Raw genomic sequence first — 23,633 nt, 5'->3', positions numbered from 1 at the left:
CGGTGGAGCGATCACGGATGTAGCCTCATGATAAAGGAGGTGACGCCTGTGATCGCACTAGACATTCTGAAGGGTATTGCAGCAGTCTTGAGCATCGTTCTCAGCCTGCGGAAGTTATACCGCTGGACTCGTCGGAAGCCAAACAAAAGAAAGACCACCTCTTAGCTTGGCGGCTAGGTGGTCTTTCGCAAAAGAATAGAACAAGCACATACCGTGGACAATCCACAGCCTTTGTTCTTCAGAGCCTTAACCGTTGCATCGGTGTGGGCTCTTTTTTTATTATAGGTACTTACCATTCGGAAAATACCTAATGATATCGTATATACAGCGTATATATGATATCTATCTCATACATCCATAATACCACAAAGTGTTCAGTTTTATGAATAGATTAGTATTCAGTTTTTTGAATACACGCGAAACTTATCAAAGGGGACCAGGATCGATGAAGTATGAACACAGGGCAAGTACTTTTTGAAAGGATGACTGCATATATCAATATTCGTGTTTTCACTAAGCGTGTTTGCACGGTTATTCCCTCACGTCGACCATTCCCCGCTTCATTTCCTTCCACCGCCTATCGTCATCACCAATCTGCCGTTCGGTCGGCTGTTCCACCCTAGAGACATAACTTCATGATTAACTTTTGACCTCCACAGTCCCACAGATGGCTCCCGCTCCTTTTTATCCGGATATTCGTAAACCTTCGACGATTTTGATGTATCTTGTTTTCGGATCCCTATATTGTGGGTTTGGTCACCTTTTCAACCCGGTTTTCGCGCAGCGCGCGCGGCCCCCCCGGCGGTCGGAAATCTGCTACTGAATTCGGATTAAGAGGCAAAGTTTAAATCTGCAGCTAAGTACGTACATGGCAGAAGAATAAATACGAATTAAGTAGCAGATTTAAATTTTGCAACTAGGTTCGAATCTAGATACCCAAGGAGTAGAAGGATGGTATAAAAGGGGCTGGATGTGAGAGTGCGACGTATGAAGGGGAGAGGGGGAGGCGAATCCGTGCAAACACGGATAGTAAAAACACGCTTTGAGTCTGCCTTTATACCATGATACAATTAGTTCATGAGTAAATCATACTTTTTTTAAGGTGGCGTTTGAATGAGAATTTCAACACGGTGCACTGTTTGCGAAATCCTAGAAAATGACTATGAATCTTATTTCATGTTCGACATCACTGATGAAATCATAATTCAGTCTGTTACTTGTCCTAAAGGGCACCCCAGTGTATTGATACTAACCCACCAAAGGTTCGAGCTGCTTTTTGACATGGGACTACACGCATTGAATGATGGTTACTGCCGTGAAGCCGCAACCAATTTTGCTGTCGCTGTTGAACGTTTTCACGAGTTTAGTATTGAGGTTATGACAGCTGCATTAAAAAACAACTTTGGAAAACCCCATGAGGGAAACAACTTTAATTCCCAATACTTAACCACTTGGAAGAAAATGTCCCAGCAATCAGAACGTCAACTTGGAGCGTATATGATGTTATATCTGCTTTCTTTTAATAAATCCCCTGATATGTTAAGCAATAAGACTACTCAATTCAGGAACGAAGTAACCCACAAAGGAACTTTTCCAAGTAAAGAGAGAGTAATGGAATACGGAGAAACCGTGTTTAACTATATCAAAGATAAGCTCGAAGAGCTCCGCCACACTTTTCCTGAAGCGTTTGAGTATGTTAGCCAAAAGCAGTTAAATCAGGCATTAGAGCAAAATGCTAACGGTGTTCTCGTTCAAATCAATCAAACCGCATCATTTAACATCGACGAGGAGACAGGGGAGTTATACCATAATTCTTTTGAAGAAGCCCTTTTTACCTGCTCCAAGTTTCAATTCTTAAAATCTGACCCGGTTTAGACTTATTCATTAGAGAAAGGTGCACTACGCATACACATAGTACATTTATATTGATAGCGCTCATTTATCGAACAATAGAAAGGAGAATCTTCTATGCCTCGAGACGATAATCCCATTGAAAAAGAAGGTACACTTGGTTACGTCATTAAAGTGCAGCAGGTGATTGATTTCGTAGTATTATCGGAACTTCAGGACGGTAAACAGCTTTATGTCAGTGAACTGGATAAGAAAATCGCAGCTATCCTGGGCGGAATCGGTGTGAACGATTCATACCTTAGCGCGAGGCTAAGGAAACTGGCTGAGAATGGACATGTTATTCGAGAATGGGGGGGCGATGATCGGTATAATCGCTACTATAGCATCACGGATTCAGGTAACGAATATTTGATGCAGATGTTGCGGGAGCTACCGGAGCGGGTTCGGCTGGCGCGGAAAGTATATTCGAATTTCGAAAAATACATAGCGCGATACAATTAATGTAGACTGAGGGAATCCCCATAAGTTGATGTGGCCGTGAAGTTAGAGAAGAATTCTCGGGGAGGAAAATATGGACGAGATGAGTTACTCGGAAATTATTCTTCGATTGAAGGAATCGTTTCCAAATGGTACTGTGAAGTTTCGATCCGATAACAATAAAGCCTATATACCGAATCAAATCTATACGGATAGGCTGGAGGCAGCCACTCAAGGGAAGTGGAATAAATCGATAAAAGACATTGAAATCAACCTTGAACATCTATATGTGAAGGTCATAGTCACGGTTACGATCGGTGACCACAGTCGTGACGGATACGGTTTAGCATATATCGATAGCGATAGCAAAGGGCGCCCTAAAATCTCCAATACACTAGATCAAGCTGCTGCCAGTGCATTTGTCGATGCCTTAGACACTTGGCAGATGGGTTGGAGGGACCTTGCCCCACATAATAAGATGGACTGGGGAGGTAATCCAGGTATTCGGCACCTATTGGACAGCGATCCGTCTATAGAGGGGCAGAACCAGGTACGTTTGGCAAATCCAAATCATAAGGTTGAGAGAAAGTGCATTATGGCTGGTTGTCATAAGACTTTAAGTGCGGATGAATGGGACTTGCTAAAGCAGGTACCGAATCTAAATAGAAACAAGATGGTATATTGTTTTGAACATCTACCGGATCATTACAAGAGAAAGATCCCTGAGCAGTATCTCAAAGCCTTTTTACGCGAGTAGCTCATGAGCTTACTCCAGTCCCGTGACGGAAATAAGATCATACACGATCTTAATTTTTCCGATCGATCCTTCAAGAACTATAGATGAATCTTGAATATAGATAGGGGTCCATCCAACATTTTGACGAAAATATACTCTAAGGATTTTTCTATATAAAAAAGCCAACGTTTCTTATACTTAAGGAATCACCGACTATTTGAGGTTGATCTTATTTCCGATTCTTTTCTCTTTTATATTCTTGGTAATCCCCCTAGCCCTTGCAAAGTAGGGAGGGTTTGCTTCTTTTGGATGGAATCATTTGGATAGATTGAGGCTAATAAATTTCAAGGTTTCTTAGCGTACGCTTTCCGCGTTTTGTTGGCAATACCCCGGTTGACTGTCCAGGGCAAGGGGAGCGAAAACCCGTCCTCCTGCATATATCAAACATAGGGTAGCTACACCTCCTTTGTCATGGACCTTACCTTGTCTTGCCGAGAGCGAGACAAGGTCTTTTTTTGCCCATTTTCTGTGTATTTGATAGATGGACAAAAATTTATAGGTAGATTCGCCGTTTCCGAGTTAATAGCAGGCAAATATACTAAAGGGTAGTCAACTACCCCCATCAAAGGAGAGGATAGAAGTAATGACAAAGGAATTTAGAAAAAGAAAAACAACCTGCAAAAAAAAATCTTCCCAGCAAACAGCGTGTAGCTGTCATCGTAAAAAACACAAACACCGCAAGCCGCCTGTCAAAGTGACGATTTCCTTAGCCAAGGCGATCGACAAGGCGATTGCCAAAAGCCTTGCTAAAAACCTTGCTAAAAACCTTGCTAAAAACCAAGCTCATGCCATTAGTAATGCCACAAGCACAAATGATAACGACAGCGGATCCACCATTAACGATCAACTTACAAGCGAAAGTGGCGCTAAAAATCATTCGGAAAGCGACAGCGACTCGAAAATTTTCGAAAAAGTCGATAACCAAAGTACGGCAACGAACGCCACTAATACCGATAGTGACTCTACCATTAACGAAACGGTTAATTCCACCAGTGGTGCAACCAACACCAGTGATAACGATAGTTCGGCTACTGTCAATGACACATTAACAAGCACAAGCGGCTCGAACAATACCTCTAATACCGATAGTGACTCTACCATTAACGAAACGGTTAATTCCACCAGTGGTGCAACCAACACCAGTGATAATGATAGTTCGGCTACTGTCAATGACACATTAACAAGCACAAGCGGCTCGAACAATACCTCTAATACCGATAGTGACTCTACCATTAACGAAACGGTTAATTCCACCAGTGGTGCAACCAACAACAGTGATAATGATAGTTCGGCTACTGTCAATGACACATTAACAAGCACAAGCGGCTCGAACAATACCTCTAATACCGATAGTGACTCTACCATTAACGAAACGGTTAATTCCACCAGTGGTGCAACCAACAACAGTGATAATGATAGTTCGGCTACCGTGACCGATACATTAACCTCAACTAGCGGCTCGAACAACGCATCAGACGCCACCAGCACTTCGTCATCGGGTGATAGTACCTCCACCAATGGAGATAATACCTCCACCACAAGTAGTGGTCCTGCGGCCAACTCATCGGATACGGACGCCACCAGCAGCTCAGGTGATAGCACATCAACGAATGGTGATAATACGTCAACCACAACAAGTGGTCCTGCAACAAACTCATCGGATACAGATGCTACATCGAGTGCAGGTGACAGTTCCTCAACCACTGGCGATAATTCATCCACAACCAGTGCCACTGCCACCACAGGTGATAACACCTCTACGCCTACAGCAACAGCGTCGACAGGCGATAATACTACCACCAATACCTCCAATGCTGACAACTCTTCAACGAACGACAACGCAAGCACCGCCAACAGCACGTTAAACTCCACCAGCTGCGCCACCAACGAATCCACGAATACCAGTGAATCCAACAACACCTTTGACTACAACAGCGCCTTAGTGAGCACGGCAAACGGGTTAGCGAGCTCGGCAAACAACTCGGCAAACACCGTCTCCAATGGCAACAACTTCACCGTTGGCAATCAAATTCAAATTAGCGACAATTCCGTGCTTTTAGCCTTATTGCTTTTGTTTTGCAAATGCCGTACCTGCTGTAACTGTCAGCCTTCTAGCGGATCAACAAGCGGCTGTACCTGCGGCACGTCGGGGACGACGAATTTGGAAGGGATTATTTCCAAACTGCTCGATGATGAAAAAAATAAACAACAGCGCATTTTTGATATGTTAAACCAAAATAATTCAATCGCTTAAGGAGGCGTTTACCCATGCTTGAAAACAGTTCAAAAACCACGTTCACGATGTCTCGCAAAAACGGAGAAACCACACTTTCGGTGGCGATCAACAATGGCAGCGACGAAGAAAAAAATATTAACATGGTCGTCAAAGACAGTGCAAACGGCAATGTATTGCCAAGTGTGATCGATGGCACAGCCATCGACAACGGGGTGACGCTGGAACCTAAAGCAATCAAAAACATGGTGATTGATACCACAAACGCCATCGGGCAAATTCTCGTGGAAATGGCAGGTGCAGGGAGGATGACAATGCGTCAAAAAAGTTCGTCATCCGGTGGCAAAACAAGCAACATCATCGAATTGATATTAAAATAAAAAATATGCTTCGTGAAGTATCGCGCAGAAACGATTCCTATAGCGCGATTCGTTGCCGATTCATTTGCTGCACGAGTGTTTCCTCGGTTGCGCAAATCGTCTCTACGAACCATCATGAAGGAATGATCTCCTAATATTAAATGACCGCTAATTAAGATTAGCGGTCATTTGGTGTTTTCAAAGCATACACTTGATGTCCGCTAATGTTTCGGTTAAAATAAGAATATCATGTCCGCTAATGTAAGACAAGATTTGGAGGCTTTGCTAATGAGAGAAACACCGGGGATTTCGGAACAGGGCGATCAGACGATTCAGGACTTCATTCACGCTCTCACCACCCACGAAGATTTGAATCCCAAAACACTAAAAGAGTATGCAAGCGACCTAAAACATTTCATCGGCTGGTTTGAGACCGCCTACCACCAAGAGGAAGAGATTATATTTCGAATTGAAGATGTGGCTACTCCAACATTAACGCGATATAGGGAAGCAGCACAAAAAATAATGGAATTGAAACCGGCGACCATTAACCGGCGGCTTATTACCCTGAAACGTTTTTTTGAATGGGCCGTGTCAGAATCCAGGATTCGCCGCGACCCTTCGAAGCCGGTTAAATTGGTTCCGGAAGAAAAGGTAAGCCCCAGACAGATGACAGACAAAGAAGAAGCTGCTTTGGTTGCTGCGGCCGAGCATGGCGGTTCTCTTCGGGATCAGACGATTCTAATCGTGATGTTTCACACGGGCTTACGAAGCATGGAAGTGTGTGACTTGGCTCCCGGAGATATTCAAATCGGTAAACGTAGTGGTCAGCTTACGGTCCGATCCGGAAAACGAAATAAACAGAGGGAAGTTCCTTTGAACGCCACGTGTAGAGTTGCTTTAGAAAAATATCTGGCAGAACTCCCTCCGCACAGTCCTTTTCTGTTTCCATCTGAAAAGACCGGCGATCGATTAACCGAACGTGCTTTACGTCATTTAATTCAAAAATATATGAAAGCAGCCCGGCTCGAAGGATTGAGCGCCCACGATCTACGGCACCGGTTCGGCTATGTGATGGCAGAAAACACGCCGTTGCACCGCTTGGCGCAAATTATGGGACACGATAGTCTGGACACAACGATGATTTACGTCAAGGCAACCCGTGCGGATCTGCAAGCGGAAGTCGAAAAAATAGCTTGGCAATAGGGGGATGAAGTACGATGTACGCGAGAGTAAGGGAACTGCTAACTCCGGAGGAACGGCTGCATTATTTGCAGATACCGCCTGATCTTGGCGAATGGGAATTGGGCACTTATTTCACATTTACACAGCATGACCTTGAAATCATACAGCAGCGGCGAAGAGATTATAATCGACTCGGCTTTGCCGTGCAGCTGTGCGTACTTCGTTATCTCGGCTGGACACTTTCTGATACAAAAGAAGTGCCGGTTCAAATTCTTCGTCATATTGCAAAGCAAATCAATGCCGATGTGGAGTCTTTTGCATCTTACGGCGACCGAGAAGCAACGAAGTACGAGCATCTGGATGAGATCCGGAAAGAATATGGCTACCAGACATTCACCTTGAGCGAATATCGTTCTTTGTGCAAGCATCTATTTAGCCATGCAATGGCAAACGGCAATCCCTTACACCTGATTCAACTCGCACTCGAAGATTTACGTAAGCGTAAAATCATTCTCCCTTCAATGGCTACAATTGAAAGAGCCGTTTGGGAAACGCGCAAACGAACAGAAGAAAAAATATTCAAGCTGCTCAGCAGTTCACTGACAGAATTACAAATTGCTAAGCTGGATCGCGTCTTAACCACCATGCCGGAAAGTAGCAAAACCTACTTAGCATGGTTAAGGGAAATTCCAGGTACTAGCTCTCCGGATTCTTTTTTGAAGGTGATTGAAAAACTCGAATACTTACGCGACTTGCAGCTGCAAGTCGATACGAAAGGCATCCATCCGAACCGTCTACGTCAACTTTCTAAAATCGGTTCGCGTTACGAACCTCATTCTTTCAGACGTTTTAATGATCCGAAAAAGTACGCGATTTTAGTAGCGTACCTATTGGAACTAATTCAGGATTTGACAGACCTGGCTTTCGAGATTCATGACCGGCAGATTATGATACTGCTTTCCAAAGGGAGAAAGGCCCAAGAGGAACTTCAAAAGCAAAACGGTAAATCGATCAACGAAAAGGTTGTTCACTTTGCCGATCTTGGAGCCGCTCTTATTAAGGCCCGAAGCGAAGGCATTGATCCGTTTGTTGCTCTTGATGCCGTCATGCCGTGGGATCAGGTCGTCGCATCCGTGGAGGAAGCTAAACGGCTGGCGCGACCAGTTGATTACGACTACTTGGACTTGTTAGAAAAGAAATTCTATGCGCTCCGAAAATACACGCCAACGCTGCTAAAATCGTTGGAATTTCGGTCAACTAAGTCCGCAGAGCCGCTAATGAAGGCGGTCGATATCATCCGGGATATGAATGAAACCGGGAAGCGGAAGGTTCCGGAAGGCGCGCCGCTGAACTTCGTTTCGAACCGCTGGCAAAAGCACGTTTACGACGATGACGGAACGATCAACCGGCATTACTACGAAATGGCTGTCCTGACAGAGTTGCGGAATTACGTTCGTTCCGGGGACGTGTCCATAGTCGGAAGCCGTCAGCATAAGGATTTCGAGGAATACCTTGTTCCGAAAGCCGATTGGAATGGCATTGATCCTAACGCTACAAAGCTTGCCGTCAGTTTGTCCGCAAAGGAATATCTTGAAGAACGGATTGAAGCACTTCTTCAAAGATTAAATTGGGTTTCGGATCACATCGATGAGCTGGACGGAGTAAATTTGGAGAACGGGAAATTGCACATTGAGCGATTGGAGAAAGATGTTCCCGATGAATCCCGAAATTTCAGTCTTTCCCTCTATGAGCTGCTACCACGAATTAAGCTTACGGATCTGCTCATGGAAGTAGCCAACTGGACGAATTTTCATGAGCAGTTTATTCACGCTTCCAGTAACCGCGCTCCGAACGAGGAAGAAACAACAATCCTTATGGCTACCCTTATGGCAATGGGAACGAACATCGGGCTTACGAAGATGGCTGAAGCCACGCCGAGCATTTCATATCGGCAAATGGCCAATACAGCTCAATGGCGGCTGTACGAAGACGCGATGAATAAAGCGCAAGCTGTTCTTGTCAATTTTCATCATAAGCTGGCGCTGCCTTCATATTGGGGGAATGGCACTACCTCCTCATCTGATGGAATGCGCGTCCAGATCGGTGTATCGTCTCTTCACGCAGATGCGAATCCTCACTACGGGACCGGAAAAGGAGCAACGATATATCGCTTCGTGAGCGACCAGTTTTCCACGTTCTATACGAAAGTCATCAATACGAACGCTCGGGATGCCGTACACGTCATCGACGGTTTGCTCCACCACGAAACGGACTTGTCCATTGAGGAGCATTATACGGATACGGCCGGTTACACCGATCAAGTCTTTGGTTTAACGCATTTGCTTGGATTTCGCTTTGCGCCGCGCTTACGCGACTTGGCTGATTCCAAGCTCTACGCTATCGGAAAACCGTCCATTTTCCCTAAATTGGAGAAGCTGCTTCGCGGACAGATTAATACAAAGATCATTCAAGAGAACTACGACGATGTACTCCGGCTGGCTCACTCCATCCGGGAAGGAACCGTTTCAGCATCACTCATTATGGGGAAAATCGGTTCCTATGCAAGACAAAACAGCTTGGCTACCGCGCTGAGAGAAATGGGGCGTATCGAGAAAACGATCTTCATTCTGGATTACCTTTCGAGCGAGGCGCTGCGGAGAAAAATCCATCGGGGGTTGAACAAAGGAGAAGCCATGAACGCATTGGCCAGAGCGATCTTCTTCGGCAAACATGGCGAACTGCGGGAACGTGCGCTACAAGATCAGCTCCAACGGGCAAGTGCGTTGAACATTATCATCAATGCAATTAGCGTTTGGAATACCGTCTATCTCCAGCAGGCAACTGAACACCGCAAAAAGCAAGGTAAGCTTCAGGAAGAACTGCTAAATCACATTTCCCCCCTTGGATGGGAGCACATCAATTTTCTAGGTGAATACAAATTCAACTTCAAGCAGAATACGTCTCTCAACTCATTACGACCGCTGAAACAACAGGAAGGTGAGTGATCGGTAGTCCGGGCGGTGTAGCCCGGACTATTGGGCTTAGAGTAAGAAAAAACGCTAAGCCAGGTACATCCGAAGGCTTAGCGTATATTATCGTTAAAATGTTGGCGGTACCCCAGATATAAATATCGAAGGTATAACATATAACAATAATAGACCGTTATAAAAACTGCTGTAAATAGGCCGTGTTCAAATTGAACATGGCTCTATTTATTTCCAGGATTTAACTCCAGAGAATAAATAGATGAAAAAGTTTGATTTTCTATAGCCTTATAGTACTATGTATATATATTAATTAATTAATTAATATATATACATAGTACTAAGGAGGTTTTTGTGGAAGAATTTATTCAGCGTGCGCTGGGAGCCGGTGGTCACCTCTCCAAACTTGTGAAAGGATACTCGCCGCGCCCACCACAAATGCTCATTTCGAATAAAGTAGGGGCAGCACTGGAGGATGAAAAACACCTTTTGGCTGAAGCTGGCACTGGAACAGGTAAATCACTTGGTTATTTAATTCCAGCAGCCAAGTGGGCTGTAGAAAATAATAAAACTGTCATTATTTGTACTCATACGATCCCGCTTATGACTCAGATCGTAAATGTAGAGCTCCCACGCGTACAACAGATACTGAAAATGGAGCATCAGAACTTAAAATACCAGCTCGTGAAAGGGAAATCCCATTACGTTTGCTATTCCAAACTGGAGAGCCTATGGCAGGAAACACTTCGAAGTATGACGGAAGAATCCAAAACCGTACAGAAAATATTCAAAAGAGTCACGCGAGAGCACGTAAACGACCGCACTGGCCTTGGATTCGATGTTGAAGATAGCTTGTGGAAAAAAATTTCAGCAAGCACCTGCCCGGCAATCAATAAACCGGAGTCCTGCCTGCTTGAAGAGTTAAAAGAGAAGATGCATAAATCACATATTATTGTCACCAACCACGCTTATTTCTTCTCTGACCTTGCTATACGAAGGAAGACTGGAAATGGTTCGCTTCCAAACTATGACGCCGTTATTTTTGATGAAGCGCATGAAATGGAGGACGTTTGCTGCCAGATTTTCGAAAAATCTGCTGATGTGAACCGGTTCGAATCATTATTCGAACATCTATTCCGTCGAGATTTCTTTACAGAATTAGATCATCGTACGCAGCTCGTGTTTTCTCAGATTCGTCAGGATATTCAGTTAAAACTCGATCAGGTATACACTGAGGTTGGAAATGGAATGCAAAATAAAGCGTATCAACTCCTTCATGAAAAAATCGATGTTGCTGATGTTTGCTCTTTGATAAAGGAATTCATTGATAAGCTGAAGAGTCTGAACGTCAAGGGCGCCTCTGATATTCTGGACAAGCTCTTCGAGTGCAATGACGATCTGGATTTTATAAGTAGTAATTCCAAACGGTCCTGGGCCTACTGGGCAACTGTTCGTGGTCGTGATCACATCACACTGCATGCAGCTCCACTTTTTCCTAAAGTCATCTTAGCTTCAAGCTTGTTCGAAAAGGTTCCCGTCATCTTAACCAGCGCAACCATGTCCAATGGGGGGAAATTCTCCTTTTTTGCAGGTCGAGTCGGGGTGAAGGAATATGATTCTGTCGTTGTTTCGAGTCCCTTTGATTACTTGAACAAGACGATGATCATTGTTCCCGATGATGCACCGGATCCAAATAGCCTGGAATTTAACCGGTACACGGCAGACAAGTTGGAGGAAATTACAATGTATACCGGCGGCCGCATGCTTGTTCTATTTACAAGCTTTGAGGCAATGAACCAGGTTGCTCGTTATTTTCAGAATTACTGCAGCGAGGTAGGTTACCATCTATTGGTCCAATATCCTGGCTGTAACAGGGAGGAACTGATCCAGCATCTTAAGAATGAACCGCGAACGATCGTATTTGGCTCTTCAAGTTTCTGGACTGGAGTTGATGTGGCTGGAGATGCCCTTACCGCTGTCGTGATCCCCAGATTGCCGTTTCCACATCCGGATGACCCATTGATCAAAGCCCAAATCGAGCTGCTGGAGAAAGCCGATCGTAGTAGCTTTTTCGATTACATGTTCCCCAAAATGATTTTTAAGCTAAAGCAAGGTTTCGGGCGGCTAAATCGATCCGTTTATTGTCAAGGTTCTGTCATTATCCTCGACAATCGAATGAGAACCAAACGATACAAAGGACTTATCATTAAATCACTGCCAAAATGTCAGTACTCATCGACCGTATCCGATTTGGTACACATTCTACCGATCTAAAGGAGCAGATACTTATGATGGGAAGAGCTCATTTTGTAATTAGTACAGGCCTATCCGTGTCTGTACTTGGACTAACCGGACACACCATTACAATTCCCGTTGTTGTCGTTGCCGCGCTGAGTTCGTTGTTACCTGATATTGATGAACCAAACTCTTTATTAGTTTCAAGAGCAATTCCAAAAACAGTGATTCGAGTATTTCAACTTTTCTTACTGTTGGCCGCTGCTGGTATTTGCTTTCTTGGGAAGCCATTTGCCCCTTGGAATTTTGTGGTGGCACTGTTCATAATGATATTCACAATGCTGCCTAATCGAAGATTAAAGAATGTGATCATGTTCCTCTGCGGTATCGGACTACTTACACTTGGCAACCAGTTCATACCCTGGAACTATATCGCTGGAGCGATCTTAATCATTGTGCCTTTCCTTCCGCATCGAGGATTAACACATACCCTATATGGATTAACCGGCTGGACTTTAATCTTATTTTTTGCAACGGGCGACCGCTCAATCTGGTTAGCCGGAGGTTTATCCTACATGCTTCATATTCTTGCTGATTCACTAACGAATCGTGGTATTCGTATTCTACCCCCATTTCACTTCGTCTTAAGGTTTCGAATTATGAGCACTGGAACATTTAAAGGCACCCTGATCGAATACCTTTGTATGGGGGCAACCGTCGGTGTCGTTTGGTTTACTTTTTTCATAGATTCCTATCTAACTGGAGGTTAAAGTATGAGTTTAGTTATGAAATTCAAAAACGCAAATTTGGACCAAGTTTTTCAGGACATTAAGGATACATACAGACTGTCATCACGAGAAATTGAAGTGGTAGCGGCTCTGGCCATCCATGGGGAGAATAACCGGGATCTCGGTTGTCGGTTGAGCATCCGCGAGCACACACTAAAAAATCATATGACCAGCATACTACATAAAACCAAATTAAGTTCGGCTCGAGAACTTCAAGCTCTGATCCTTAGAATGATGCTTTTGAGTTATGCAAACTCTGTTTATATTGGAGATCTTAGAGTAAAAGGTTATTCTGAATATAAAGGCAATAAACCGGTACTAATAGAGAGTGGGAGATAAACCATAAAAGTTATAGATTGAGGATGTAGCTGGTAGCCTCATGTCATGGAATGGATCATTGAACTTAGCTCGTCTAAAGACGAATTTTTCATATAGCGTTCGATCCCATGCCAGTGTTCTACTTTCGCTTGAAAAAGAATGTAGATACACAACTGCTACGAGCGGTGATTATAGAACCGAACTTGTAGCTGATAATCTATAGCAGTATGGAACGCTTTCTACTTTTTTGCTATGTAAAAAATTCTTCAAATAGGTATTATAGTTATACATTCAAAGCTACAATGAATAGGAGAGTGAAGAAATGGATAGAAGCTCTAATCTCAAATACTGGTTGGTAGAACTGGGTGATCTGTATTATGCAGGCGGATTGAAACGTATAAGCCCGTTAAAAGATGCTTTTAGTTTGGAATTTGTAAGCGATGAGTCACTGGCATTTCCATTCATTGAGGAAGTTTTTGCTAGTGATATAGCGGCTAAATGTGGTGGGTTAGTTATTGAAAGAGAAATGACCTTAGAGGAATATCCTGTTTATTATGAAAGACATAACAACTATATTAATAGTGAAGAGGAATGGAATAATGAACAAATGCATGCAATAATTGATGATCTGACGAGGCGTAACGAATAATACATGGTGCGACCTCTGTAATAGCAGAATTCACCATCCTTCACACATGAAAGGTGCGACTACATAATGAGTCAAAATCAGTCAGGTACCTGGTATGATCTCAAAGAATGGCTGGATGCTCTGCAACAAAAGCATCCAGAACTTAATTTATCTATAAGTGACAAAAGAATAAGTGGCCGTGGTTTCAATTATGTTTGGTGCGAGAATGGAAAAGTAATTTTCACGGATAAAATGGTTGTTGATGCTCCGATCAATGCAAAACTTGGGGGATCATATGTAATTTATGAAATCAGTATTTTAACGTCATCGAACGAAGAAACATATATTGAATCCTTTTTACAACCATCCTTAACGGTTAATTATTTTTCAGATCCACTCTGCGATCAAGCTCATCAAAAGATGTCGGCTGTAGTTGAGGAGATTTACCGGCCGCAAACTCAAGAAATTATCGATAGTTACAATAAGCCTTGGAACAATACCATAAAAGAAGGAACAGTGAAATACATAGGGATCGGGGTAAAGATAAAAGAGGATAACTAGAATATATAACGGCAGGCATGGATGCCTTCTAAAAGATCCCCCCCCCCCCCCGCTAATGTCTGGTACAAAGGCAAGATCAAAGCATCATATAGTAAGGAAATGTTCATAAATCATGGAGAAATTAAAAGAGAGATTAAATGAGTTGGTTGATCTTCCTGGACCGGATATAAGTGGTGTTTAATCTTATCAGCTTCAATGATAGGATTGCTTTTCTTGTTGTCTTATATAATCTAATGTAATTTGAAACTGAACTTATGTAAATAGTATCAGCAGCTTGCCTAATTTGACGGTACTCAAAACTTCACTCGGATCTCTCAGTGTGTTATACTTACTCTATTACGAGTAACTGAGTATTTTTCTTTACCGTCTATAATTCGGTGAAGAGAGGGAGTAGCGGCAATTTGCCGTCAAAAAAATCAGGCTAACAATAAGCCGTTGGAAACAAGAGACAACCGTTGGTGTGTCTTTTTTTGTTTCCAACGGCTTTTTTATGCCCAAAACAAGGAGGAATAGAAATGCGTATCAACCTGGATATTCTCAAAGAGATCCTGTCATGCCCCCCATTGAACCAAGTCTCATCGGCGGGGCAGAGCAACATCACACCACCTACGATTGGACTCTTCCGTGCGATTGAGGCAGCACATGACTCGGACAACAGCAAGGATGTCGACTGGAATTCATTCTCTCTTGCGGATGCTAAGGAGGCATTAGATCATGCAATGAATTATGAATCCTATGAACACATTGAGGAAGGCACTGAAAATGTCAACAAAGACAATGCCATTCACCAATACTTGCACAGTTGTAATCTTATTGCCGAACTTAAACGGTCTGCCCCTGAAAATCAAGTCTCGGAAGTTCAATTTTTTTGAAGGGTGGTTTAGAAAATGGAGAAATCCTACTTCTGTTCCGAGCAGATCGGACAAATGCAGGCAACCTACGATGCTCTTGTCATGTTGAAGATGATTCACGATGCAGGGTGTGATATCGTGAATCAACCAATCAATTACTATTGTTATGATTGGGGAGATCAATATCCTATCTTCATCACTTGCATTAAACGAGTATTTGGCGATGTAAGGAAGACATACGAAGGATTAAATCAACACTGGGAGGAAGTGAGTACATATCGGATCTCGTTTCCGGAAATGGCTCTATTTTTCGCTATCGTTGATAAAGAGAAAAGTGATAACTATGCTGCTAAGTTCAACAAAATGCTGAAGCAGGAATGCCAATATCTCGAATTCAATATGGATGGATTAGTAGCCACTTCCTGCATCCATATTACCCTAACCGGCTTCTATGGCATTCTGTCTCCATTTCTTAAGGTTTTGTTAAACATCCGGCAAGAGGTAAAGCAAGTTATTCGTGATTATAAATATCAAATCCAAAACGGTGCACGTAATGTTCAATTGTTAAAACAGGTCCAAGAGAGGATTGGATCCGTTCCAGACGTTGGCATCGGTGAAAAGACGGATATCGTTTTTGCAAAGATCATGGAATATCTTCATGCTGATTTGATAATGGAGAGTAAAGACGCATTTACTTTCGATATGATGCTGACAAGACTAACCCATGTTCTAGACCAGGAGACCATAAATAGGAAGGATGAAGTTGCATGAGTCAGGTGCTCTCAGTTCACAGTGGTGAAGGTAGGACGGGAAATGAATTGGTTATCCGGATTCGGGATCATTACGCGCTTCCGATCATTGAGGAATATTCCAATGGCGTGAAGGTTGGTGAAGGAATATACACCCACGAGGCAGTCGCCGGTGCGATCCTGCAGTCGCTAGAAACCGGAATGGTACGAACACCTGTTATGCCAAGAGGCTCACTCCACTATGTTGAACTGACCAAATCTCGGAGGTTTGTGTTCCTGGAAGTGTCCCCTCATACTAGGAAGGCATTTTATCATGAAGCCATCTTGGAGGACGTTCCTTTTCCGAGACTAGTATTCGGCTTTGAACTTCAGGCACGTGAAAAGAAATGGGCAATCGTCCATGTATATCTTGCGGCATTGGAAGACCAAATCATTCCCAATGAGGAATCGATGGTCTTTTTTTATCCTTACACAAACGTTCAAAGTAACTTTCAAGTTTGCTGGGGCGGACAGCAGTTGCCGGATATAGAGCGATTCTCGCAGCTCTCCACATTTCCGGAATTGTTCTTCAACTCCCCGAACTCGGACTGTTACTACCTAGACGCCAATAAAAGCAAGATGAGTTATCGAGAACTGGTGACCAAGATCAAAGGTCGAGAATTTCCGCAAGAATATCTCGCACCTACAAACCTTACGCTTCAGGAATGGTTTAATCGCATCGTTGGTTTGGAAGTGTAGGCACTAGGCTCAATAATAATAGACAATAGGAGGAATAGAAATGGCGAACGATTTTTTTGGTCAGAGTGATCTTTTTTCTTACTTTGGTGGTAACTTTGTAGATCCTCTTCAACAAAACGATGAGAAAAATGGAATACAAGCGGAGGGATCGTCTGAAAAGGGAACCACAGGTTTGACCGAATCAAAGGAAAGTGATCTGCCAAGTAGCACAGTGCCCGCTCCGGCCGAAAATAATCAAAGCATTAAGAATTCATCCAAATTAATCTCCCTAGAGCAGCACAGGGGGAAGGAAGGACGCGAAAAAGAATCTTCTCCCGCACCAGATGCCTGTACTGATGCCAATAATTCCGTGGCGTCTGCTGGAAATAATGACACTTTGGATGAAGAGGAGAGAGAGGCTTTAAAAGAGGAAGGAGAAGAGGAACGCGAAGCGGACATGCGCGAGCTCGCCGGCGAAAGCGGGAATACTTCAATACCCAAATCAGACATCAAAACGCCGTCGAACGCAACTAAGAAGGAAGTGAAAAAGCCTGTTTTTAATCATACCACTTTCATTTGTTACTCAGGTCTAAACCTTTCGATCACAAAATTCTTCTCCGTGGACAAGCTGGCAACACTTGAACTCGAAGAAGTCCGGAAACGGCTTGAAAAAGATTATCCCGAGCTATCGAAACAACGGACTAAAATGGAATGGGACGAGAAAAAGAATATCATCGTTCCAATGGTAACCGGGGGAAAAAAGGGCGCATATTTCATTAATGGTACCCGTGGCTTTTATTCATCCGCCAAAGAACTAATTGAGCACCAGGAGCCTATAAGCTACCTGGCTGCTCAAGATGGGTATTATGAAATACGCGAAAATCCAATTGGAGTCTTTATAGGAAAGTCTTCTTTTGAAGAACTATGTTACTGGGAAGGTTTCGAGGAATTTGATGCTGAATTGCCAAAGTCTGAATATCGAGAGCTATGTCGATCTGGCTTCAAATTTAAGTTACCAAGGATCCCTACACAGCTTCTTGCTCAACTTGTTTCCTTTTTTATGGACTATACAGAATATAACGTCGAGGTCATGGGTGTGTTTTATTTTGATATCGTACATGAGAGATACATCCTGGATGTCCCTTATCAACGCGTGACCAAAACTTCGATTGATCCGAATTACACCTTTTTCCCCGCGCATATGATCAAAGTTGCCGAGATCCACTCGCATAACACAATGCTAGCGGATTTCAGTTCGATCGATGATAATGACGAAGTCGGGACTATGCTGTACGGGGTGATCGGTAAGATTCATAGAGGGCAAGCGGGCAAAGTGTTCTTTGATATCCGAACGCGGGCTGGATTGGCTGGAAAGTTCATACCTCTTGACCCTCAGGTTTTTATTGAGGGGGATCTGAGAAGCCATCATTTCAACAATCGGATGGACTTCATAGAATATCCCAATGACTGGGTTAATAAAGTGAAATTCGTATAGAAAGGAGACAATAAATATGGTCAATCTTCTTAAGCTGACTCCTACATACAAATCTCTATACTACTACATCGTACTGATTGGTGCCGGTGGTAATGGTGGATATACAGTGCAACGTCTCACGAAAATGATGAGTGCGTTCTCGGAAGTAAGCTCCTTTCTTATGCTTGCCGATCCGGATATCGTAGAACAAAAAAACATTCTACGGCAGCCATTTATATCTTCAGATATTGGACTTAAAAAATCCGAGGTTCTGGCCAAGCGATACGGTGGCACTTATGGGCTGAAACTGGGATCATATCCAGAATCTTATGTTGAGTCGGTCGAGCAAATAGAAAAACTTTTCTCCTTAACGGATTACCGACACAAGAGAACCCAATTAATCCAAAAGGTGCTTATAGGAACAGTAGATAACGTGCGTCCGTAACAGACGTTTAGCTGAATGACAGGATAGCCTGCCAAGAGTGTAGCCTCTTGCCACTCCATACCTTACCTCGGAGGGAAACCGACTGGGGGACAATCGCCTGGTACAAAAGAAGCGACAAGAACGGAACCACGTCGGACTTGGGTGCTTTGGGAGTGAGACGATACGATATGGCTAAAGCTGGATTGCCTGAACCCAAGCTCTAGGAGGGAATAACGCGCCCCCCTTCACGTAACCGTGGGAAAGAGTGAAGGTGAATCTTAGGTTATGTGGGTTCGTTGTCCTCACATACGCTTACCATAGATTCAACCATTTGCGATAAGCAAGTTAAAAGAGCGAAATGGGAGCCTAAGTCGTTTCATATATCAGCTTAATGTTAAACGGAGAACACCTACGTTGGAATGCTTTAACAGAGCTATTAGACAAAGGTCTATGAATATCCAATATGGTGTCGGAGCTCTCGTAGTAGTCCGAGGAACCTGGATTAACAGGGATAGCCGTAAATTCGGAAGCGTGAAAGACGCCCACACATTCATGGAGGCATGAGTGACACCATCCTATAAGGTGCTGGCGAAGGAGAGCAGGATGGCTTATCTAAAACATACGAAAGGTTATGGTGGAATACCATGCAAAGACTCGATGTAGTTTTAGACATCCTACAAATAAAAACCAAAGTGGAGGATTATAAATTCACGGATTTGTACCGTATTCTTTACAATCCCGAACTGTTCCTAAGAGCCTACTCGAAAAAAGCATCCAACGAAGGCAACATGACGCCAGGATCGGACGGCAAAACAATCGATGGGTTTAGTCTCGATAGAATCAACAGAATTATCAAGTCTCTAGGGAACGAAAGCTATCGTCCCGCTCCCGCCAGGAGAACGTACATCAACAAGAGGAACGGTAAGAAACGCCCTCTCGGCATCCCCTCAATGGATGAAAAGGTAGTTCAAGAAGCAGTCCGGGTGATTTTGGAATGCCTATATGAACCAACCTTCTCGGAAGAATCTTTCGGATACAGACCTGGTCGAAGTTGCCATACTGCAATCCTCAAGATTAGGGATAGATGCAAAAGTACCAAATGGTGGATTGAAGGGGATATTGAAGGATTCTTTGATAATATCGACCATGAAATTCTTATAAACATCCTTCGTAGAAAGATAAAGGACGAAAGATTCCTAAATCTGATCCGCAAATTCCTCAAAGCAGGATATGTGGAGAACTGGATGTATCATAAGACTTTCAGTGGTGCTCCACAAGGAGGCATTCTGAGCCCCATTCTCTCCAATATTTATCTAGGTGAACTGGATAGATTCATGGAAAAGCTCATTCAGGAATTCAATAAGGGAGCTGCACGGGGACACAGCAATGCCTGGTTTAGCGCCAACTTCCAAGTCAAGAAATTCCGCAAACACTATGCGGCTAGTACTGAACTGAAGGAGAAAAAGGCGATCTTAGGACAGATAAGACAAGCTGAACTGTTTCAACGTAGCATGTCAAGTAAGGACGACATGGACGCGGAGTTTCGTCGGCTAAAGTATTTCCGGTACGCAGATGATTTCATTATCAGCGTAATCGGTAATAAAGAAGATGCGGTAGAAATTAAACAAAAAATCAAGCAGTTTCTTAAGGAAGAGCTCAAGTTAAATCTCAGCGATGAGAAAACTTTCATCACTCACAATTCAAAGCCTATCAGATTTCTTGGATATGAAATTGAAATCGCAAGGTCAAATGCGGGTATTCCAACAAAAAAGGGCTTAGTTAAGCAACTTAACGGGAATGTAATACTCCGCATGCCTCACGAAAGAGTAAGAGAGTTTCTCTTGAAAAACGGATATATGTTAATTGGTAAAGATGGAAGTTGGAAAGCCAAACATAACAAACCCCTAACTAACCTTGATGAACTTGAAATCATCAGATCGTATAACGCATCAATCAGAGGGTTTTATAACTATTACCAGCTCGCACATAACATCTTCACATTCCATAATCCGTACTTCATTATTCATCAAAGTTTCCAGAAAACGCTTGCCAACAAGTACAGAACGTCGGCAAGCAAAATACGCCGAAAGTATACGATCGACGGCTCTCTTGCAGTCACATATAAGAACAGCAAAGGGAAGATAGTAATTAACAAACTCTTTAACGGACCTTTTAAGCGCTCCGAGAAGGCGTTCGTTGATGTAAACGTCGATCTAGTGCCTAACAAGCTTATCTACACTGGAAGAGGAAGCCTTATGGCAAGACTAGCCGCAGACACTTGTGAATGGTGTGGAGCTTCCCAGGCCGATTTAGAGATGCACCATGTACGAAAACTCAAGGGCCTGAAGGGTAAAGAGCTATGGGAACGAGTAATGATCGCTAGACAACGGAAAACTCTTGCACTATGTAAGAACTGCCACGTGGATTTGCACAAAGGTACGCTGAGGCAATATGTAGGTTGTTAGTTATCTAGGGAGCCGGATGAGGTGAAAGCTTCAAGTCCGGTTCTGAGGGGAGCCTTGAGAAACCGACATGCGAGATCATGTTTGGCGCTTGGGGCTTACCCTACGATTATTCAAGGAATATTATGAACGAATATTTTAATCAAACAGACGATCTCATCTACATTGATGCCGGCATCGAGGGAGTATTTCTTCCTGCAGATGGCCGACCTCAAGACCAATGGACAAATGATGAAATTGAAAGACATGTAGAGAGTGGTTATTCAGGTCAAATTGTCGTAGGGCTCAAGAAAGAGGGAAGGGTGATCTTGCCTCCACTGAACGAGGTATACCCAATCAATGCTCAAGACGCAATCCCTCCATCTCACAACTGCGGCACTGAACCGTATCAACCACAACGTATGATTGCGAATGAGCAAGCTGCCATGCATATTGCAACAGTTATGAACGAGCTCTTCGCCTCAAATACCATTCATGTTCACGTATCAAATTTTTCGGCGAGAACTGGTGGTTGTCGTCCTATCTTTGTAGATGAAGTACTAGATCTAGAATCACTGAGCAATAAAGATCAAGAGATCTCTTAGTTCAAATTAGTGGGGAAGAAGAAATTCTTCCCTCGCTAATCCATAAAATATTTTAGGAATAATTGACGAGATTTGTCCTTTTTGCTATAAATATAGTATTACATGTTTTTCAGATTTTTCTTTGTCGTTGACGATTCGATAAAGAGAGAGTCAACCGATTTTCGGTTAATAAATATTTCGGCTTTATTTGCCATGGAGACATAGACACCTTTGGTGTCTTATTTGTGTTTCCATGGCTTTTTTTATTGCCTAATGGGAGGTTATAGACGATTTACGATCAAATATCTGATTCGATGAAAAGAGTGAGTGCAGATGAATTCGTGCTTCCCTCGCTACCATCTGACATGTATGCCATTGACCAGTATGACACCTATCACATTAACTTTTCTGGCGGCGCAGACTCGCTTGCACTCGCACTGATCATGAAATATGGATACAAAATACCAACCGAAAAGATGGTACTGGTCCATATGCGGGTTGACGGCGATCCAGAGAAGAAGCAGCTTTTCGATTGGCCGCAGACGGATGAATACTTGCGCTATGCAAGTCAGAAGCTGGGAATCCCATTAGTCGTAATATGGGGGGAGAAATCACTAGAAGAACGTATTCGTGACCGAAAGATGTTCCCGGATAAAAGTTGTAGGTTTTGTACCTCTTACACCAAACGGGATGTCTACGCCAAATGGGTACGTCAGTTCGATAACTGCAAAATACTAATGCTTACCGGGGAACGTTCTGAGGAATCATCCGATCGAGCCAAGGAGCCATTCTTTGAGTATCATCCTGCACATGCAACTGTTCGTAAAAAACGTGAAGTGCACTGGTTCAGACCTATTAAGGATATGCTCAAATCCCAGGTTAAGCAATTGGCCGCCAACCATGATATCGAACTCCATCCATGCTATCAATGGGTTTCACGCTGCAGCTGTCGATTCTGTATATTCAATACCGCTTCGGAAATGGAGCGAGTCGCTCAACTTTATCCGGAAGATTGGGAGTATCTGAAACGTATGGAATTACATCTTGGTCACACCATGAAGAGTAAGAGGGGCAAGCCACTCTCTCTTTCTGAGTTTGTGAACGAATCCCAACTCACGATAGCCAACTTTATATAAATCCTTGAATCATTTACTTTGAAGGAGGAATAAACAGTGGGGACTATTTTTACAGAAAGACCGAAACAGAATATGAATCCAGAGCTCATAAAACAGATGGAGTCCATAGTTAAAAGCTTGATCGTGAATAAAAAATTCCAATCTGATTTTTATTTACATGATCTTAAAATAATACAGTCGTCCAATGGAGGAGTATTTGCCTGGTATGTCTACGATTGTGGCACTCATTTAATACCGCTGAACAATTTGGATGAGGTGATCACATTTCAAAGAGACTGGCTCCAGAGCATGAACAACCTCCGCGATAAACATTGGATAGATCGCTTGTATGTCTGTGATACCACGCAAGGTGAACTTAAAATTGTAAAAGGATTCTATAAAGGGAACCTGGTTGAGCAGCTGAAATCAGTGATTTGACTTTGGATAGCCTTGAGAAGCATGGAATTGTTATGCTGATACCTATAGCTAACACTTCCATTCTTCAATTAGGTTGTCCAAAGTGACACCTTACTAAATTCATAACCATACTGGAAGGAGAATTTCGAAATGGCACAACCGTTCCACGACCAAGGTTTTATTATTATGATTGAACAAGACAAAGCAGAAAAGGATTATACAGCATACATCCCGGCACTTCGACTTGGCGCAAAAGGTGACACCATTGAAGAAGTACGCGAAAATGCGCGTGATCTGATTGCGATGGAGATCGAGTCAATGCTTAAGAGGGGTAAGACCATTCCAGACGATAACTGCATCGTTGAAACGCTCACGGTTTCAATCACTGTGTAAAACACCACTTCAAGAAAATCCTAACGAGTAATAGAGCAGCCGTCCTAATGGAT

General features: G+C 43.2%; 22 protein-coding genes. All 22 read left to right on the top strand.

Annotated features, from left to right (window positions below):
• Window positions 1-1,113 precede the first annotated feature (1,113 nt).
• Window positions 1,114-1,875, top strand: a complete 762-nt coding sequence (locus B9D94_RS01050; protein ID WP_119851508.1) for a hypothetical protein — start codon at window positions 1,114-1,116, stop codon at window positions 1,873-1,875.
• A 93-nt stretch (window positions 1,876-1,968) separates the two neighbouring features.
• Entirely contained in the window at window positions 1,969-2,352 is a 384-nt protein-coding gene (locus tag B9D94_RS01045; RefSeq protein WP_119851350.1) for a PadR family transcriptional regulator, read from the top strand.
• 70 nt (window positions 2,353-2,422) lie between these two features.
• Window positions 2,423-3,085, top strand: coding sequence for a hypothetical protein (locus B9D94_RS01040; RefSeq protein ID WP_119851351.1), 663 nt, complete (start codon window positions 2,423-2,425; stop codon window positions 3,083-3,085).
• Between the two features lie 622 nt (window positions 3,086-3,707).
• Window positions 3,708-5,378 carry a serine-rich family protein gene (locus B9D94_RS01035; RefSeq protein WP_139787294.1) on the top strand — a complete coding sequence of 557 codons (1,671 nt, stop codon included), beginning with the start codon at window positions 3,708-3,710 and terminating at the stop codon, window positions 5,376-5,378.
• A 14-nt stretch (window positions 5,379-5,392) separates the two neighbouring features.
• Window positions 5,393-5,737 (top strand): hypothetical protein, encoded by a 345-nt coding sequence (locus tag B9D94_RS01030; RefSeq protein WP_006211803.1) that lies wholly within the window; start codon window positions 5,393-5,395, stop codon window positions 5,735-5,737.
• Window positions 5,738-6,004: 267 nt separating this feature from the next.
• Complete coding sequence (locus B9D94_RS01025; RefSeq protein WP_006211804.1) at window positions 6,005-6,922, top strand: tyrosine-type recombinase/integrase; 918 nt, start codon at window positions 6,005-6,007, stop codon at window positions 6,920-6,922.
• Between the two features lie 14 nt (window positions 6,923-6,936).
• Entirely contained in the window at window positions 6,937-9,906 is a 2,970-nt protein-coding gene (locus B9D94_RS01020) for a Tn3 family transposase (protein WP_028598545.1), read from the top strand.
• A 333-nt stretch (window positions 9,907-10,239) separates the two neighbouring features.
• Window positions 10,240-12,159 (top strand): ATP-dependent DNA helicase, encoded by a 1,920-nt coding sequence (locus tag B9D94_RS01015; RefSeq protein WP_119851352.1) that lies wholly within the window; start codon window positions 10,240-10,242, stop codon window positions 12,157-12,159.
• Window positions 12,160-12,173: 14 nt separating this feature from the next.
• The gene (locus B9D94_RS01010) at window positions 12,174-12,890 is read left to right on the top strand and encodes a metal-dependent hydrolase (protein WP_119851353.1); all 717 of its coding nucleotides are present in this window, start codon (window positions 12,174-12,176) and stop codon (window positions 12,888-12,890) included.
• Between the two features lie 3 nt (window positions 12,891-12,893).
• Window positions 12,894-13,247 carry a helix-turn-helix transcriptional regulator gene (locus tag B9D94_RS01005; protein WP_119851354.1) on the top strand — a complete coding sequence of 118 codons (354 nt, stop codon included), beginning with the start codon at window positions 12,894-12,896 and terminating at the stop codon, window positions 13,245-13,247.
• 301 nt (window positions 13,248-13,548) lie between these two features.
• Entirely contained in the window at window positions 13,549-13,875 is a 327-nt protein-coding gene (locus B9D94_RS01000; protein WP_119851355.1) for a hypothetical protein, read from the top strand.
• Between the two features lie 66 nt (window positions 13,876-13,941).
• Entirely contained in the window at window positions 13,942-14,415 is a 474-nt protein-coding gene (locus tag B9D94_RS00995) for a hypothetical protein (RefSeq protein ID WP_119851356.1), read from the top strand.
• A 515-nt stretch (window positions 14,416-14,930) separates the two neighbouring features.
• Window positions 14,931-15,287, top strand: a complete 357-nt coding sequence (locus tag B9D94_RS00990; RefSeq protein ID WP_119851357.1) for a hypothetical protein — start codon at window positions 14,931-14,933, stop codon at window positions 15,285-15,287.
• A gap of 15 nt (window positions 15,288-15,302) precedes the next feature.
• Window positions 15,303-16,037, top strand: coding sequence for a hypothetical protein (locus B9D94_RS00985; protein WP_119851358.1), 735 nt, complete (start codon window positions 15,303-15,305; stop codon window positions 16,035-16,037).
• Window positions 16,034-16,753: a hypothetical protein gene (locus B9D94_RS00980; RefSeq protein WP_119851359.1), complete on the top strand. Its 720-nt coding sequence runs from the start codon at window positions 16,034-16,036 to the stop codon at window positions 16,751-16,753. The genes B9D94_RS00985 and B9D94_RS00980 overlap by 4 nt, the downstream gene beginning before the upstream one ends.
• A 40-nt stretch (window positions 16,754-16,793) precedes the next feature.
• A complete protein-coding gene (locus B9D94_RS00975; RefSeq protein WP_148246190.1) occupies window positions 16,794-18,227 on the top strand; it encodes a hypothetical protein in 1,434 nt (477 codons plus the stop codon).
• A gap of 16 nt (window positions 18,228-18,243) precedes the next feature.
• A complete protein-coding gene (locus B9D94_RS00970) occupies window positions 18,244-18,651 on the top strand; it encodes a ThiF family adenylyltransferase (RefSeq protein ID WP_148246188.1) in 408 nt (135 codons plus the stop codon).
• 623 nt (window positions 18,652-19,274) lie between these two features.
• Complete coding sequence (locus B9D94_RS00965) at window positions 19,275-21,095, top strand: reverse transcriptase domain-containing protein (RefSeq protein ID WP_148246186.1); 1,821 nt, start codon at window positions 19,275-19,277, stop codon at window positions 21,093-21,095.
• A gap of 77 nt (window positions 21,096-21,172) precedes the next feature.
• Window positions 21,173-21,676 carry a hypothetical protein gene (locus tag B9D94_RS00960; protein WP_119851363.1) on the top strand — a complete coding sequence of 168 codons (504 nt, stop codon included), beginning with the start codon at window positions 21,173-21,175 and terminating at the stop codon, window positions 21,674-21,676.
• 293 nt (window positions 21,677-21,969) lie between these two features.
• The gene (locus tag B9D94_RS00955) at window positions 21,970-22,791 is read left to right on the top strand and encodes a phosphoadenosine phosphosulfate reductase domain-containing protein (RefSeq protein ID WP_119851364.1); all 822 of its coding nucleotides are present in this window, start codon (window positions 21,970-21,972) and stop codon (window positions 22,789-22,791) included.
• A gap of 36 nt (window positions 22,792-22,827) precedes the next feature.
• Window positions 22,828-23,208 (top strand): hypothetical protein, encoded by a 381-nt coding sequence (locus B9D94_RS00950; protein WP_119851365.1) that lies wholly within the window; start codon window positions 22,828-22,830, stop codon window positions 23,206-23,208.
• Window positions 23,209-23,337: 129 nt separating this feature from the next.
• The gene (locus B9D94_RS00945; RefSeq protein ID WP_119851366.1) at window positions 23,338-23,580 is read left to right on the top strand and encodes a type II toxin-antitoxin system HicB family antitoxin; all 243 of its coding nucleotides are present in this window, start codon (window positions 23,338-23,340) and stop codon (window positions 23,578-23,580) included.
• Window positions 23,581-23,633 lie beyond the last annotated feature (53 nt).

It is taken from the genome of Paenibacillus sp. Cedars (assembly GCF_003184205.1).
GTDB classification, from domain to species: domain Bacteria; phylum Bacillota; class Bacilli; order Paenibacillales; family Paenibacillaceae; genus Paenibacillus_AQ; species Paenibacillus_AQ glucanolyticus.
The sequence above is the reverse complement of the archived record's forward strand: the minus strand, read 5'-3'. Positions and strand labels throughout refer to the sequence as shown.